The 15,604-nt window shown below is 37.5% G+C and carries 15 protein-coding genes; 8 read left to right on the top strand and 7 right to left on the bottom strand.

Going from position 1 to position 15,604, the window contains the following annotated elements; genetic code table 11:
• The 4 genes from GXZ72_05440 to GXZ72_05425 all read left to right on the top strand — a co-directional run.
• On the top strand, positions 1–741 hold a 741-nt coding region (locus tag GXZ72_05440; GenBank protein HHT18986.1), incomplete at its 5' end, for a DUF2226 domain-containing protein.
• A 55-nt stretch (positions 742–796) separates the two neighbouring features.
• Positions 797–1,576: a P-loop NTPase gene (locus GXZ72_05435; protein ID HHT18985.1), complete on the top strand. Its 780-nt coding sequence runs from the start codon at positions 797–799 to the stop codon at positions 1,574–1,576.
• Between the two features lie 29 nt (positions 1,577–1,605).
• Complete coding sequence (locus tag GXZ72_05430) at positions 1,606–2,400, top strand: P-loop NTPase (protein ID HHT18984.1); 795 nt, start codon at positions 1,606–1,608, stop codon at positions 2,398–2,400.
• A gap of 118 nt (positions 2,401–2,518) precedes the next feature.
• On the top strand, positions 2,519–3,394 hold the full coding sequence (locus GXZ72_05425) for a carbohydrate kinase family protein (GenBank protein ID HHT18983.1): 876 nt from the start codon (positions 2,519–2,521) through the stop codon (positions 3,392–3,394).
• Between the two features lie 170 nt (positions 3,395–3,564).
• On the opposite strand, the gene GXZ72_05420 is transcribed toward GXZ72_05425, so the two are convergent.
• A complete protein-coding gene (locus tag GXZ72_05420) occupies positions 3,565–4,341 on the bottom strand; it encodes a hypothetical protein (protein ID HHT18982.1) in 777 nt (258 codons plus the stop codon).
• Between the two features lie 161 nt (positions 4,342–4,502).
• Here GXZ72_05420 and GXZ72_05415 point away from each other — a divergent pair, with 161 nt between their 5' ends.
• Positions 4,503–4,655, top strand: coding sequence for a hypothetical protein (locus GXZ72_05415; protein HHT18981.1), 153 nt, complete (start codon positions 4,503–4,505; stop codon positions 4,653–4,655).
• A gap of 48 nt (positions 4,656–4,703) precedes the next feature.
• Here GXZ72_05415 and glyS read toward each other — a convergent pair whose 3' ends face one another.
• The 5 genes from glyS to GXZ72_05390 form a co-directional block, all read right to left on the bottom strand.
• Positions 4,704–6,434, bottom strand: coding sequence for a glycine--tRNA ligase (gene glyS / locus GXZ72_05410; protein HHT18980.1), 1,731 nt, complete (start codon positions 6,432–6,434; stop codon positions 4,704–4,706).
• A 73-nt stretch (positions 6,435–6,507) separates the two neighbouring features.
• Complete coding sequence (locus tag GXZ72_05405) at positions 6,508–7,116, bottom strand: dCTP deaminase (protein HHT18979.1); 609 nt, start codon at positions 7,114–7,116, stop codon at positions 6,508–6,510.
• A gap of 123 nt (positions 7,117–7,239) precedes the next feature.
• Entirely contained in the window at positions 7,240–7,935 is a 696-nt protein-coding gene (locus GXZ72_05400) for a TrmJ/YjtD family RNA methyltransferase (protein HHT18978.1), read from the bottom strand.
• Between the two features lie 65 nt (positions 7,936–8,000).
• Positions 8,001–9,521, bottom strand: coding sequence for a succinate dehydrogenase/fumarate reductase iron-sulfur subunit (locus tag GXZ72_05395; protein HHT18977.1), 1,521 nt, complete (start codon positions 9,519–9,521; stop codon positions 8,001–8,003).
• 235 nt (positions 9,522–9,756) lie between these two features.
• Positions 9,757–10,311, bottom strand: a complete 555-nt coding sequence (locus tag GXZ72_05390; protein ID HHT18976.1) for a M48 family metallopeptidase — start codon at positions 10,309–10,311, stop codon at positions 9,757–9,759.
• An 89-nt stretch (positions 10,312–10,400) separates the two neighbouring features.
• On the opposite strand from GXZ72_05390, the gene GXZ72_05385 reads away from it, so the two are divergent.
• From GXZ72_05385 to GXZ72_05375, 3 genes are all read left to right on the top strand, one after another.
• Positions 10,401–12,383 (top strand): CocE/NonD family hydrolase, encoded by a 1,983-nt coding sequence (locus GXZ72_05385; protein ID HHT18975.1) that lies wholly within the window; start codon positions 10,401–10,403, stop codon positions 12,381–12,383.
• A gap of 249 nt (positions 12,384–12,632) precedes the next feature.
• Positions 12,633–14,513, top strand: a complete 1,881-nt coding sequence (gene iorA, locus GXZ72_05380) for an indolepyruvate ferredoxin oxidoreductase subunit alpha (protein ID HHT18974.1) — start codon at positions 12,633–12,635, stop codon at positions 14,511–14,513.
• A 2-nt stretch (positions 14,514–14,515) separates the two neighbouring features.
• The gene (locus GXZ72_05375) at positions 14,516–15,112 is read left to right on the top strand and encodes an indolepyruvate oxidoreductase subunit beta (GenBank protein HHT18973.1); all 597 of its coding nucleotides are present in this window, start codon (positions 14,516–14,518) and stop codon (positions 15,110–15,112) included.
• Positions 15,113–15,160: 48 nt separating this feature from the next.
• Here the strand turns inward: GXZ72_05375 and GXZ72_05370 are convergent, their stop codons facing one another.
• Complete coding sequence (locus GXZ72_05370; GenBank protein HHT18972.1) at positions 15,161–15,592, bottom strand: ACT domain-containing protein; 432 nt, start codon at positions 15,590–15,592, stop codon at positions 15,161–15,163.
• Between the last annotated feature and the right edge of the window lie 12 nt (positions 15,593–15,604).

Below are 15,604 nucleotides of genomic sequence, written 5' to 3'. Positions count from 1 at the left end.
GAACCTGAGATTGAGCCTGAGCCTGAGATTGAGCCTGAGCCTGAGATTGAGCCTGAGCCTGAGATTGAGCCTGAGCCTGAGATTGAGCCTGAGCTTGAGTCTGAACTGGAAGTTGAAGAGCCAAAGGGTATCGAAACTGTCCCTGATATCGAAGAAAAACCATTAGTTCGTGAAAAACCTTCTAAACAATCAGAATCTCTTGAAGCTTCCCTCAAATCCGAAGAACCTGTTGTTGAAGAAAAGGCAACCAAAAGTTCAACTAAATCCGAACCAGTGGAAGGAGTTGATTCTTCAAAATCAGGTGAAGCTGAAGAAGACGAAGAAGAATTACCTGCAGACCGTTCAGAACTTCTTAAAAAATATGGAATCAAAGAAGTAGAAGAAGAACAAGTAGAGGGGCTCCTACAAACATACAAAGGCGGTATTATTGACGATGAAGATGTGGAAAAGGTAGAATTAGTTCTTATGAATACAATCAAAAAATCCGTATTGGGGGTTCCCAAAATTAGGGGAACTGAAGTCATGGTATTCCTTGACAATTACAAGGACCTATCTGGAACTATAAACATCATCGCCGAGTATGAATCAGAAGGTTTTTTTAACAGAATCATGGGACAGTCAAGAACTGCCAATAATCTAACCAGGCAAATAATAAATATAGCGGAAATTGCCATTAAAAAAAGTTTCAGACAATATCCGGAAGTTGTGGAAAAATTTGATATTAATGTTGAATTTAGTTAATTTTAGTTAAAGATAAAAACAGTTAAGGCAATATATTACTTATAGGAGGAATTTGATGACAAGAGTGATAACAGTTGCATCAGGAAAAGGAGGAGTTGGAAAAACAACTATCACGGCGAATTTAGGGGTTGCATTGGCTACTTACGGAGAAGAAGTGATTGTTCTTGATGCGGATGTGGCCATGGCTAACTTGGAACTGATACTAGGTATGGAAGGAAAATCTGTTACTCTTCATGACGTTCTTTCAGGAGATGCGGATATTGAAGATGCTATTTATGAAGGACCAGGGGGAGTAAAAGTAGTACCTGCAGGTATATCGCTGGAAGGTCTGAGGAAGATAAAAATGGACCGTCTGGAGAATGCCTTGGAAATTCTCATTGAAAGTGCGGATATTCTTTTAATTGATGCTCCTGCTGGACTGGAAAAAGACGCTTTAGCTGCCATTGCAGCAGCCCAGGAAATGATACTGGTAACCACTCCCGAGGTCCCATCCATCAGTGACGCACTGAAAACTAAAATCATAGCCAACCGTCTCGGTGTGGATATATTAGGTGTGGTTATCAACAGGGAACAACACGATAAAACATTCCTAACTATAAGTGAGATAGAAACGATCCTTGAAGTACCAGTAATTGCTGTGGTTCCCAATGATACTGAAGTTAGCCGAGCAGCTGCTTTCGGAGAACCATTAGTTGTGAAAAATCCAAAGTCACCAACCAGCAATGCAATCATGCAACTGGGAGCAGATCTGATAGGTGAAGATTACCAACCAATCGAACCAGACAAAAAAGGTGTCATATCCAAATTGGTTGAAGGTCTGCTGGGGAGGAGATAAAATTTTAATCATCCACTGCAGGGAGTAATATGTCTAGGTTTATTGCTTTAGCATCAGGAAAAGGAGGAGTTGGCAGAACTTCACTTACTTTTAACTTAGGTGTAGCTCTAAGCTTGTTTGGTGAAGAAGTAGTCATGTTGGACATGGATTTAATGATGTCGAACATGGATGTAATAACCGGACTTTTGAATCCAGATGTAACATTGCACGATGTATTAATGAGGGATAAAGCCATCCAAGATTGTGTGTATCAGGTAAATCAAGGGGCACTTGTTATTCCTACAGGAATGCATTTTGAAACCCTTAAAACCATAAATCCAAACTATGTGTCTTGGAAAAGGATAATGGAGGAAATTTCATCCTATGGAAACATATTCTTAATGGATCTTCCATCAGGAATAAACTCAAATATATTTGAAGCTCTTCCAGAGGACACTGAAGCCATACTAGTCACTAATTCTACCATGCCTGCAGTGGCTGATGCTTTAAAAATTAGAATACTCTTAAATGAGCTTAATATAGAAATCCTTGGCTTTATTTTGAACATGTGGTACGATGATACTTTCCTTTTATCGGTCACTGAAATAGAATCCATACTAGAAGTGCCTATGATTTCTGTTATTTCCTATGACCGGGAAATGGAGCGTTCCATAGCATTAGGTAGTTCAGTGATGGAACTAAACCCTTCTTCTCCAATCAGCAACGAAATCATGCAACTGGCAGCAGACCTAGTTGGAAAAACTTACAAACCAGTCCAACCTGATAAAGAAGGAGTTATTGAGCGTATTAAGAAGTTTGTTGGCATATTACCTGAGAATAAGTGATTAAATATTTTATGGGATAAATATATATCATAAACTGAAATTTAAGCGCACCAAATCGTTTTTAAATAAAATAATTATTTTTTTTTATCAAGAAACATTTTTTTTATATAAAAACAAAATGAATCACACCCCAACCGATCTAACCTGCCTTGGAACATGTAATATTGATTTTATCAGCCAAGTACCTCAATTTGCATATTCTGAGCAAGAAGTTAATGTAGAAAAATTACATATTAGTTTAGGTGGTTCGGCATTTAATTTCGCCTCGAGAATTTCTTCACTAAGCATTAAAACAAGCATGTTAGCTAGGGTGGGGAAAGATTTTTTTGGTGAACTATTTTTAAACCAACTCAAAGCACTGAACATTGATTGCAGCAGAATCATGGCCATTGAGGGTAATACTGGAATGGCTTTTATTACCATTACTAAGGGTGCTGAAAAGTCCATATATAGTTATTCTGGCGCTAATGCGTGTTTCGAATTAGAAAAAAGTGACATAGAGTTTATTAAGAACTCAAAAATCTTACATCTTACTGGAATGTATTGGGAAGTTGCTGAAAAAGCATCAAAACACGCAAAAAAATTATCTTTCAATCCAGGTCTTGTAATGTCTTCATTTGGAATTGAAAAACTTAGAAACATTCTAAAAAGGACTGAAATATTATTTTTAAATCAGAAAGAGGTTTACCTTTTAACTGGTAGAGAATGGGAAGAGGGGAGTTTAATGCTTTTGGATTTGGGTATTCCAATGGTTGTGGTGACCAACGGTGCTGAAGGTGCAACACTATTCACCGGTGAAGGAGTGACCTATTCCTCTGCAAAAAAGGTGAATGTTATTGATACCACTGGTGCTGGGGACAACTTTGCTGCTGGTTTTATTAAATCCTATATTGAAGGTGAAAAACATAAAGATTGTCTGGAAAATGCCAACAAAATTGCTTCCCTTTGTGTGCAGAAAATGGGAGGATCAGTAACTGGGAAAATAACTTTCTAATCCTCCTGTAAAACTAAATCTTGAACATGATTTTGGTATGGAATTTAATGAATTACAATTATTTTAATCAGCACCAAGAGTGGTTTAATTTTCTACATTGACTCGAATTAGTACAAAGAGTGTTTTTACAATTTATAAGGATTTTAATCAGCATTAATGGGTTAAAATCATCATTTCTTTTTTAAATTGTAAAAATTAGTGGCATTATCACGGGATAACATTTTTATTTTTGCTTTTTCCCAGCCAGCTAATTTCATTTGATGAACGGTTTTAGGAACTGATAATGGGTCTGAAGGAGAAGAACTTATATCGCTGTCTAACATGAACCTTTCAGCGCCATATTCTTCAATTGTTCTATCTAAAAGTTCAACAGCTTCTGTGGGTGTCATTTTCTCTGGTTGCACAGTGATTCCTAGCATTCCCTCAAAATCTTCCACTAAATCTATTATTGAGGGATCTACATGATCCACTACCACCATACTTGTTTCAATATTTTCTTTGATTATGGACAATGTTTCAATGGTAATTTCTCTTTTATTACTACGGGGGGTGTGAACTGCCACTTTCATTCCCAGTTCCCCTGCCATTAAAAGTTGGGCTTTGAATACTTTTTTTTCAAGTTCAGAGGCATTTTCAAGACCTACTTCCCCCAGAGCAACAACTTCTTCACGGTCAAGAAATTCTGGAAGCTTTTCTAGAACCAGTTCATAGTCCGGGCAAATGCTCCGTGGGTGAAGCCCCAGAGCTGCCTTCAAAGTTAAACCATTTTTTATAGCTCTTTTAAAATCGTTTTCCAGTATGCGGTAGAAATGGTCCAAGACCACAGCCGAAGTGCTCATTCTCATGGGGTCATGGGCAAGAGTAATGGCAGATTCAATTCCAGCTAACATCATCAATTCAAAATCTTCATATGGCCTACAGTCAGCATGTATATGGGCGTCTATCATATAACTCAACTCAAATCGATACGTTAATCCATCCATAAATTCCTGATAAATTTTGATATTTATGTCAGTTTTGAGTAGTCTAAATTTAATTAGCACTTTGACCTTAATTAGTATTGATATTGGAATTAAGTTCTGATTTTTTATGGAAGGAGGTGTCGAATTTGGATGTGGAAGAAATGGCCAAAAAGGCCACCATGAAGGATCTAAAAGCAATCGCAAAAAAACATGATATTAAACTGGGGCGCTGCCCAACAAAACTTAAGATTGCGGAAAAGATCCCTAGAGATGAATTGGAAGCCCTGGTCAAAAAATAGGTTTGGAAAGTTTAGAATTGTAAAAAGAGATAATAGTGATTTGAGTTGTTATATGGTTTCAAATTCACTAAATTCTATTTTTTTGTTTATCAAGCCATTTATTGTGTTTGGAATATTGGCAACTGGTAATCTTACTTGTTTTTGACTATCTCTTTCTCTAATAGTTACTGTTTTATCTTTCAGTGTTTGATGGTCTACCGTAACTGCGAAAGGTGTTCCAATTTCATCAGAACGAGCATATCTGCGCCCGATGGTTCCAGAAGTGTCTAACTCTGCAATAATGCCTTCAACACGTAGATCATCTCTTATGTGCTCGGATATCCTGATAAGGTCATCTTTATTAACCAAAGGGAATACATTCACTGTTACAGGGGCAATATCGGCTGGTAAGCGTAGAAGATTTCTATCATCATCCTGTTGGAAGCAGTGAAGCAGCACAGAATAAGTAATGCGGTCAATACCATAGGAAGGCTCAATTACATGGGGATATACCTTTTCACCCCTAACAGTTTCTTGGGAATATTCAAAGGATAACAAGTCAGGTGTTAACTGATAGTTTTCACCATCTATTTTCATGTTGTAAACATTTTCTGTGTCAAATGATTTTTTAATGGATTCAGGTTCTGTTTTTTTAAGAATATCTATGATTTTAGGTGCATTTCCCTTGAATAGGGGTCCGAATTTTTTCATATCTGGCTTCACAACCAGTTTTTTAATAGTTGTGGCTTGGTCATATTCCATAAAAACACGCAGATCTTCCTTACTATACTCACTGTGGGATTTGAGATCAAAATCTGCACGGTCTGCTATTCCAATTACTTCAATCCAGCCATATCGGTCTGTGTGAATCTCCACATCCCAGCAATCAATGGCATAATGTGCCATCTCTGTTTTAAGGTGTTGGCGGAACCTTATCACATCAAAGGGTATTCCTAATTCTTTTATGAATTTATTGGCTAGGCATAATTGGTAGGTCAAGATTTCACTGGAAACAATTCCTTTTCCAACCGCTTCCTGGGCTGTGACCTTGATTGGTTCACCATTTTTTTCCTGAATATCTGCAGGGTAAAGGGTTAGAACTTGACTTTCAATTTCCTTAAAACGGGGATGACTTTTGTCTTTAGGATCAACGAAGATCTCTGCTTCAGCTTGAGTGAATTCTCTAAGTCGAATAACGCCTTGGCGTGGTGAGATCTCATTTCTGTATGCTTTACCTAATTGCACAATACCAAAAGGGAGTTTCCCACGGTTAAATCTCAACAATCTTTTGAAGGTAATGAAGATGCCCTGAGCTGTTTCTGGCCTCATATAACCACTTTTTTTACCTTTAGCTCCTATTAAGGTCTGAAACATTAAGTTATAGCTCCATACATGTGTTAGATGTCCTTCACATCGGGGGCATCGGATTTGTTCTTTAGATAAAATTTCAGTCAGTTCCTGGTTTTCCAATCCTTCTACATCTTCTCCTGTAACATCTTTAATGACATGATCTGCGCGGAAAACTTCCAGACATTCTTTACATTCAGTCATGGGATCATTGAAGTGATCAACATGTCCGGAGGCTTTCAATGCCTCTTCAGGCATGATGGTGGGTGATTCGATTTCATAGTAACCTTCACCAACCAGGTAGTAATCACGCCATTTATTCATTATTTTATTTTTTAAAATAGCGCCTAATGGGCCGTAATCAAAGAATCCGGCCACTCCCGAGTAAATTTCAAATGATGACCATAAAAATCCTCTTTTCTTGGCAATATTCATTACATCCTCATTTCTCATTATAATCCTCTCAATTATCAAATATGATCATATTTTTAATTAAATCAAACTTATCCAAGTTTTATACTGAAATTTAAATCAATTTTGTCTGTTTCCTGTCTAGAATCTCGTAATCTTGTTTGATTTTGCTGGTCACTGGTTTATCCTGACCCATATATTTACTATCCCTTTCAGGGTGGCCATAAGGCCGTTGGGATGGGCTGGTCATGGTTTCAAAGACAATTTGGCACACCCTCTGGCCAGTGTAGAGTGCCACAGGCATTTTACCTATGTTGGAGATCTCCAGGGTGATCTTCCCCTCAAATCCAGGGTCAATGTATCCAGCAGTAACGTGCATGGTTATGCCCAAGCGCCCCATTGATGAACGCCCTTCAACTCTTGCAACTAGGTCGTCAGGGAGTTTTACAGCTTCATAAGTAGTGGCTAATGCAAATTCTCCAGGGTGTATAATGAATGGTTCGCCTTGTTCCAAGTGGAATGATTCCATATATGATTCCAAGTCTGATTTATCCAATGGGTCAATGCAAGGTTTTCGGATTATGCGAAAACCTTTAAATTCGCTCCCAATTCTAAGGTCAACTGATGATGGCTGGATCTGTCTTCCAGGGTCTTCTAATGGTTCAATAGAAATTTTTCCTTCGTCCAAATATTTTCTGATGTCCTGGTCACTTAAAATAGCCATTGTTTTCCCTCTTTTGTTTATTGTCAATTTCCTTTTTTGATATTTATTATATACATTTTTTTTAATGATTATTGAAAATTCAATTTTTACTAAATAAAATTTATCCGGTTAACAAATCTATATTTAGTTTATTCTATCTCTTATTCTGCGAAACATCCCTTTTAATGTATGTGCTTCTCTTCCGGATATGAAAGCCCGTCCAAGAATTCTTTTGAAGACAATCGAGGCATTCTTTTTTTTATGGGGAGGATAATCCAGCTTATCCAGCACCTCATCTGCATAATCAATTAATCCCTTTTTTTCTTCTAAGGATGCCTCATCTAAATTTTCTACAGGATACTTTTTTTGGGTTTTGAATAATTCGTAGAAAATAATTGCCGCTGCATGTGTTATGTTTAGTATGGGGTATGATTCATGGGTGGGAATCGAAACTACCAAATCACAAAGTTCTAACTCCTGGTTAGTAAGTCCATCTCCCTCTCTTCCAAAAATAAGGGCAATATCTCCCTGAATGTTTAGGGATTGTGCTAGGTTTTCGGGGGTGATTGATATTCGGGGAAGGTTGTAACTCCCCCCTGCAGTGCCAGTGGTTCCTACTACAAAATCAATACTTGCTTTTTTTAGAAATACCTTTAATGAATCGTGTTCTTGACGATTGTAGATGATTTCACGGGCATGCATGGATTGGTAGTAGGCTTCATGTTCAAGTTGACAGGGATTTATAAGAACTAGATTACTTAAACCAAAGTTTTTCATGGTCCTAGCAAGAAAACCTATATTACCAGGAGTTTTAGGTTCCACAAAAACCACATAAATCATATTATCCCTTTATGAAACTTGTTTGTTATTTAAAAATATTTAGAATTAAAAATTTTATTTTTTTTTTAGTAATAGGCCTTCTCCAAGAGGGTGAGTATGTTCATAACTTCTAGATGGAGACCTTCTGCTTCTAGACAAGCACGGATGTTGTTTTCACAGAAAGGACAGATGGTAATCACTGCATCCACTTCCAGTTTTTCTACCATTTTTGCTTTTTCACGGCCTAAAGCTTCAGCAATTTCTGGTTTACCACTTCTGACACCCCCACCAGCACCGCAGCATTGGTCAGGGATTTCCATTTCAACAAATTCAAGTCCTTTGATTTTTTCCAGAATTTTACGTGGTTCGTCACGAATTCCTTGACCCCTAATGAGATGACAGGGGTCATGGTAGGTTACTCTCATGGGAACTGGCTTCATATCATCAGTATTTAGTTTATCCTGCAAGTATTCACTGATATCCATAACATTCAAATTTACCCCATATTCGGGATAATCCTTTTTAAGGGTGGCACCACACCCTGCACAGACTGTGACAATGGTATCATAACCTTCCAATGCTTTAGCATTTTTTTCAGTTAGTTTTTTCACCACATCAGTCTGCCCAGTACGGATCATGGGAGAACCACAGCAAACTTGCCCTGCCGGCACTTCCACTTCCACTTGATGTTTATTTAAAACATTTAGAAGGGACATTCCTATTTCTGGCAGCCGATAATCAACTAAACATCCAGTGAAGAATGCTATTTTCTCTTTTTTGTCTTGGTCATCCTCATCTAATTTCCGGGCTTCCTGTTTTCGGATGGTTGTTTCCATGAAACCCGCCCTCATTGGGCCTTCTTTCATGGGTTCCACAGATCTGCCAGTTTTTTCGATAAGTTCCTTAACTGAGCTATGGGCTGGCAGAGGTCCGATACCTTCTTGGCATGCAATTTCCCTTAATTTTTCAATTGCTCCACCGAAAGTGTTAATTTCTTTGGGACATACTTCCACACATTTGGAGCAGGAGGTACAACAATAGAGTCCTTCTTTAAATCCTTCTTCGGCTCGATCAGAGCAATCTCGGGGGTCCATTGCAAATTTTGACAGATCACGCATGAAATATGGTCCGGCGAATTCATCATTTACCTTTAAAACTGGGCAAGCTGAAAGGCAAGAATAGCAGTCAATGCAACTCCTTAATTTTTTGGTATTTTCCAGTTCAACAGGGTTGATGATAGATGGGCATTCAGCAATTCCACATTCATCATTAAGAAAAAGCCCCATATCTTTGATTTTACCATCAATTTCGCTCCGATCTACAACTAAATCTTTAATAACTGGAAAATCTAGGGGTTCTATTTTATCCCCATCATTTATTTCTTTTTTACAAGCTAAAGCCATCTCTCCATTAACTTTCAGCGCGCATGATCCGCATTGGCCTGCCCGACAAGAACTGCGATAAGCTATCCCTGCCTGATGATGTTGATTTATATAGTTTAATGCATCTAAAACCTTCATTTTTTCTTTTTTATCCACACTATATGTTTCAAGGTGAGGGGCCTTGTCCTGTGGAGGTTGGTACCTTAAAACTTTTATATTTATCATTTCAATCTCCAAATAGTTCAAATCTTTAATTTTTTTTTTATCTTTCATCAAATCAAAAATTATAACTAGTTTTACTCTATGAATCTCAATTTTATTTTCGGATTCTTTCTACTAGTAAAATAAGATATTAATATTATGTGTATAGGCTAACATCCTATAAAATATTATATTAAAAAACCAAATTTTAAATCTAAACTTCAATGTAATATCATTAACATTAATAATTTAAATCAAATTAATCCAAATCTTTAACTAGAAACCAGTAAATCGAGAGTTCATCTTCATATTTTTTATAATCTGGATATTCCTTAGACACTAAACTCCAGTACTGTTTATTATGTTTTCTTATTTTCAGATGGCAAACTTCATGGTGGATTACGTATTTGATTAAGTCTTTTGGGAGATATTTAAGGCGGGTGTTAATACTAATATTTCCCAGTGAACTGCAACTCCCCCAACGGGTTTTCATTTTTCGCAATGTGACTTTATTTACTTTTAAACCCATTTTATGAGATATTTTATCAACATATCCTTGAACAATTTCCTGGAATGAATCATTACTCAGACTATGATCCAGTTTCCTAGTTTCAGATTCAATTTTCAACTGATTTATCCGAGTAAATTTCTGATAAATCCATTTTTCATGTTTGTTAATTAAACTAGAATAATCTTCAACACCATGGGGCATAATTATGTTAAGCGTGCCGTTTTTAATTTCTAAACGAGCATACTTCACTTTTCGATGGAAAATATTATAATTGACTTCAATATCTTGGATTTTAATTTTCATCAGAGTTAATTATAATACAACCTTCAAATAACCTTTTATTTGATACATTTTCATCATACATCCAACCGACTGTTAGAGTGGGGAAAATAATGAAAGAAACTCCATTTGCAATAGTATTAATATCACTATTCGTATTCATGGGTGTATTATCTGGACTAGTTTTACTAGAACAAAATCAAACATCCATTACTGAAGGCACAAAACCAATTTTAAACCAATCTCAAAGCGATACTAATCATACTGGGAAGAATTTAACAATAAAAAATGGCACTGGTAATCAGACAAGATTGAACCAAACCAATCAAAACTTAACTGATAACTATACCAACAGAACCACAAACAATAATTTAACTGTTAAAACAATTTTTGGTCTTGAAACACCCATGCGTGACGGTGTGAAACTTGTTTCTGACATTTGGCTACCCCAAAAAAAAGGGAAGTATCCAGTAATAATCATCCGCACACCATATGGGAGGAGTGCAGCTAACATGAACTATACTGGTATGGGAGAGTATTTTGCTGGACAAGGATACGTGTTTATGGTACAAGATGTTCGTGGTAAAGGTGATTCACAGGGAAATTTCAACTTTCTATTCCAAGAAGGGCCAGATAGTTTTGATACTGTTGAATGGGCTGCAAAACAACCATGGTCTAATGGAAAGATAGGTATGATGGGTTCATCATATATGGGCACTGTCCAGTTACTGGCAGCCAGAGAAAAACCACCACACTTGATCTGCATAGCTCCCACTTCAGCTTATGGGAGGTATATGCAGGAAATACCCTCTATAGGGGGAATTTTCCACATGGGATGGGCCATTCCATGGACACTCCAAAATAACGGCCGAAACCCGGATTTAAACACTCAAAATATCAATTTAACTGCTGCATTTGATCATCGGCCACTTATCAGTGTTGACAAAGAAATGGGAATAGATTTGCCTCTCTACCGTCAATTCCTCAATCACCCTACCATGGATGAATATTGGAAGCAAATACAATTCACAGATAATGATTTTAACCAGATCAACATTCCCACCCTAACTACCAGTGGTTGGTTTGATTCAAACCAACCAGGGGCTTTGTTCTACTGGAATGGAAATAACAAGAATCCTTCCAGGAGTCATGACCATCACCTAATTATAGGGCCCTGGACCAACAATGGAACCTCCCACCCTTCCTTACAACTTTCCCAAGTTGGTGACCTCCCAGTTCCAGGAGGTCAGGTAGATATTTATGGTTATCATCTGGCATTTTTCGATTTTTACCTAAAAAATTCAACTACCAATAAATCGAAAGTCCCTGCAGCGAATATCTATCTTACTGGTTTGAATCAATGGATAAACCTCACCAATTATCCACCCAAAGATCTTAATGTAACTCCCCTCTACCTTACGAGCAGTGGCCAGGCCAACACTCTTAATGGTAATGGAATATTAGAATGGGAATTTCCTCAAAACAATTCCAGTAACTTGAATGATTTAAATTCATCAGTTCTAGACAAATACACTTATGATCCAGCTAATCCAAGGCCAGTGTCAGTGGGTAGTTTTGCTGTTGATTGTGCTCAGACTGAAAACCGTTCAGACGTCCTAGTTTACACAACACCTCCTCTCGAAGAATCAGTAACGATTTTGGGGCCGGTAATTGCTGAAATATTTGCTTCTACTGATTCCAAAGATACAGATTTCATTATCAGAGTTTTAGATGTATATCCAGATGGTACTTCTATTAATTTAGGTCCTGAAGAATGTGGTGGCGCAATAAGGGCTAGGTTCAGGCAAGGATTTGACAAAGAAGTTCTACTTGAACCTGGAAAAATTGAAAAATACCGCATCGAGCTATTTGACATGGGCCATGTTTTCCTACCTGGACACAGAATCCGATTGGAAATTTATTCCAGTGCCTATCCCCTGTTACATCCCAACCCCAACACTGGCAATCCCATTGCCACTGATACCAAACAAAAAAAGGCACATCAAACAATCTATCATGACAAAAAACATCCATCTGCAGTTTATTTGCCAGTTATATCCAAAAATAGCTCAACATATAATCAAATATTTGTTTAAACCAGGAAATAATGACAAACATGATTCAGGAACAGATCAATTCAGGGTTACATACGAAATCTAATAAAGGCTAAACCTAAAATAATAGCGTAGATATAAATTATTGTTCTGTTGATATTGTTTATGAGTAATCAATAAGTGCTTGTTGTTGATAACAGTCTTTTGAAAAAAGTTAAAATAAACCTCCCAAAATCTTGATTACCATAAAATTTTTTTAGCAGTTGTTCTACTTGTATTAGGAAGATAAATATGAATATCAAAGAAATCTTAACTGGACAAGAACATGATAAATTGTTCTTACTAGGTAATGAGGCCGCAGTCCGCGGAGCTCTGGAATCAGGAGTATCAGTAGCAACTACCTATCCTGGAACACCCTCATCAGAGATAGGTAATGTTTTATCAGTGCTTGCTAAGGATGCCGGGATATATTTTGAATTTTCGATTAATGAAAAGGTAGCTCTTGAAGTTGCTGCTGCAGCTTCAGCTTCAGGACTCAGATCATTCACTTTCATGAAACATGTAGGTGTTAATGTGGCTTCAGATTCCCTTATGAGTGTTGCCTACACCAGTGTTCAGGGAGGGATGGTTATTCTCACTGCAGACGACCCTTCTATGTTTTCTTCTCAGAATGAACAGGATAATCGTCATTACGCAAGATTGGCAAACATTCCTCTCCTGGAAGCTTCAAATCCCCAAGAAGTGAAGGATCTAATGAAATATGCCTACGAGTTATCAGAAGAATTCAAATTACCTGTAATTCTGCGTACAACTACGCGAGTTTCTCATATGAGGGGGGTGGTTGAACTTGGTCGGCTGATGAGTGCAAAGAGCAAAGGCCATTTTGAAAAGGATCCCAACCGTTTTGTCCCGGTCCCAGCCACAGCTAGGATAATGCACAAGAATCTTATTAAAAAAATGGACAAAATAGGGGTACTTTCCAATAATTCTTCATTGAATCCAATCCACACTAAAGGAGGTAATATTGGGATTGTCACCAGTGGCAGTGCCTATAATTATGTTATGGATGTGGTGGAGGAAAACGATCTACCAGTTAATGTGCTTAAAATAACATTTTCTTATCCCTTCCCTGAAAAAAGAGTTTATGAATTTTTGGAAGATGTGGAAAGGGTTTTGGTTGTAGAAGAAGTTGACCCAATTATGGAAAAAGAGATAATGGCAGTGGTTGGCAAACATCAGCTTAACAAAATAGTTCATGGGAAATTAGACGGTACTCTGCCAATGATTTACGAGTACAATCCAGATATTATTTTACAGGGATTGGGAAAGATGATGGGGGTGGAAAATACATCTAAAAAAACAGTTAAATCTTCATTAGAACTTCCAAAAAGACCTCCAACTCTATGTCCGGGATGTCCTCATAGAGCAGCGTATTTTGAGGTTAAAAAAGCCGCAGAAAACCTAAATATTAATGATCTAATATTTCCCACTGACATTGGTTGTTATACATTAGGCATTGAATCACCCTACCAAGTAGCAGATTACCTCCTGTCAATGGGCTCATCAATTGGAACCAGTTGTGGGTTTTCCAAGGCCACTCTTCAAACAGTAGTAAGTTTTATCGGTGATTCCACCTTTTTCCATGCTGGGATACCTCCACTTATCAATGCTGTTCACAACAAGAACAAATTCGTCCTAGTTATCTTGGACAACCGAACCACAGCAATGACTGGTGGTCAACCACACCCAGGACTACCAGTGGATGGTATGGGATTAGAAGCACCAGAACTATCCATACCAGACATTGTAAGGGCTTGTGGAGTAGAATTTGTGGAAGTAATAAATCCACTAAACGTGGCTAAATCCAGGGAAATCTTTGAAAAAGCGCTCCAGTTTGATAAATTGGCAGTGGTCATATCTAAATACCCCTGCATGTTAATTAAAACTCGTGAAAAGAAAGGAAAAAATATTATTTTCCAAGTTCAGGATGATAAATGTACCAATTGCAATACTTGCATAACAGAACTTACCTGCCCAGCCATCTACACCATGGATAATGATAAAATCAGAATTGATCCATTAATGTGCAGAAAATGTAGTGTGTGTGTTCAGATATGTCCAGAAAAGGCCATCAGGGCTGAAAAAATAGATAAATCAGGAGAGGAGGGATAATCATGCATCCTTACCATATTTACATTTCAGGAGTGGGTGGCCAGGGAATTATCAAAACATCAGTTATTATGGGTGAAGCCGCCATGAAAAGAGGCTTACCAGTGGTTGTTGGTGAAATCCATGGCATGTCCCAGAGGGGAGGTGAGGTATCCACACAGATGAAAATTGGAGTATCCCACAGCCCACTTATCGAAGAAGGCAATGCAGATCTTATCCTAGCATTTGAACCATTAGAAGCTGTAAGAAGTGTTAACATGATAAATAAGGATAGTTACGTGGTTATGAATACTGCTCCTATTTATCCTTTTAACCTCAGCCAAAGTGAAAATTCATATCCTGATTTATCCACAATCCTGAGTGAACTGCGTTCTCATACCAAAAAAGTTATAGCCATGGATGCAGATGAGATAGCCAAGAAATCAGGCCACATACTATCAATGAACATGGTCATGTTAGGCGGTGCAACTGCAGTACCTGGATTCCCTCTGGATAAAAAGACCATAATCAAATCCATGCAAGATAATCTTCCTGAAAGAAGCATTCCTATAAATCTAAAAGCATTCGAGGAAGGGTTCAAGTTCTGTATGTCAAAACTCTAATTTCTTTTATTGTAAATATTAAAAAAGTGTAAAAAAGAAAAAAATTAATTACCAGTTGTAGACCTCTTCAGAAGGTATTATAGTAGCCTCTCTTTTTCTAAGGGCTTCAATTCCTGCATCAATGTCTTCTGGACGCAGCAATACAATGGCTCTTTCTTCCTTTTCATCCACAAAGGCGTAAAGATAGTCTAAGTTAATATCAGAATCATCAAGCATCCCCAAGATGGTGCTTAATCCTCCTGGTTGGTCAGACATCTCCACAGCAATTACATAACCAGTTTTCACCACAAAATTATTTTTCTCGAGGATCTTTTTTGCTTCATCTGGTTTAGGCACAATTAAGCGTAATATGCCGAAGTCAGAGGTATCTGCAATGGAAAGAGCCCTAATGTTAAATCCAGCATCAGCCAGAACATCCAAAGCGTTTCTCATTCTTCCTTTCTTATTTTCCAAGAAAATAGATAACTGTTTTATTTTCATAATTGTTCCCCT

The sequence above is a fragment of the Methanobacterium sp. genome (assembly GCA_012838205.1).
Taxonomy (GTDB): Archaea; Methanobacteriota; Methanobacteria; order Methanobacteriales; family Methanobacteriaceae; genus Methanobacterium.
The sequence above is the reverse complement of the archived record's forward strand: the minus strand, read 5'-3'. Positions and strand labels throughout refer to the sequence as shown.

Bases quoted from the DNA above. Each gene is read 5' to 3' on its own strand.
- GXZ72_05390 (HHT18976.1), bottom strand. From the start codon at position 10,311: ATGAAAATTAAAATCCAAGATATTGAAGTCAATTATAATATTTTCCAT.
- glyS (HHT18980.1), bottom strand. From the start codon at position 6,434: ATGAGAAATGAGGATGTAATGAATATTGCCAAGAAAAGAGGATTTTTA.
- GXZ72_05425 (HHT18983.1), top strand. From the start codon at position 2,519: ATGAATCACACCCCAACCGATCTAACCTGCCTTGGAACATGTAATATT.
- GXZ72_05430 (HHT18984.1), top strand. From the start codon at position 1,606: ATGTCTAGGTTTATTGCTTTAGCATCAGGAAAAGGAGGAGTTGGCAGA.
- GXZ72_05405 (HHT18979.1), bottom strand. From the start codon at position 7,116: ATGGCTATTTTAAGTGACCAGGACATCAGAAAATATTTGGACGAAGGA.
- GXZ72_05400 (HHT18978.1), bottom strand. From the start codon at position 7,935: ATGATTTATGTGGTTTTTGTGGAACCTAAAACTCCTGGTAATATAGGT.
- GXZ72_05375 (HHT18973.1), top strand. From the start codon at position 14,516: ATGCATCCTTACCATATTTACATTTCAGGAGTGGGTGGCCAGGGAATT.
- GXZ72_05420 (HHT18982.1), bottom strand. From the start codon at position 4,341: ATGATAGACGCCCATATACATGCTGACTGTAGGCCATATGAAGATTTT.
- GXZ72_05395 (HHT18977.1), bottom strand. From the start codon at position 9,521: ATGATAAATATAAAAGTTTTAAGGTACCAACCTCCACAGGACAAGGCC.
- GXZ72_05385 (HHT18975.1), top strand. From the start codon at position 10,401: ATGAAAGAAACTCCATTTGCAATAGTATTAATATCACTATTCGTATTC.
- GXZ72_05370 (HHT18972.1), bottom strand. From the start codon at position 15,592: ATGAAAATAAAACAGTTATCTATTTTCTTGGAAAATAAGAAAGGAAGA.
- iorA (HHT18974.1), top strand. From the start codon at position 12,633: ATGAATATCAAAGAAATCTTAACTGGACAAGAACATGATAAATTGTTC.
- GXZ72_05435 (HHT18985.1), top strand. From the start codon at position 797: ATGACAAGAGTGATAACAGTTGCATCAGGAAAAGGAGGAGTTGGAAAA.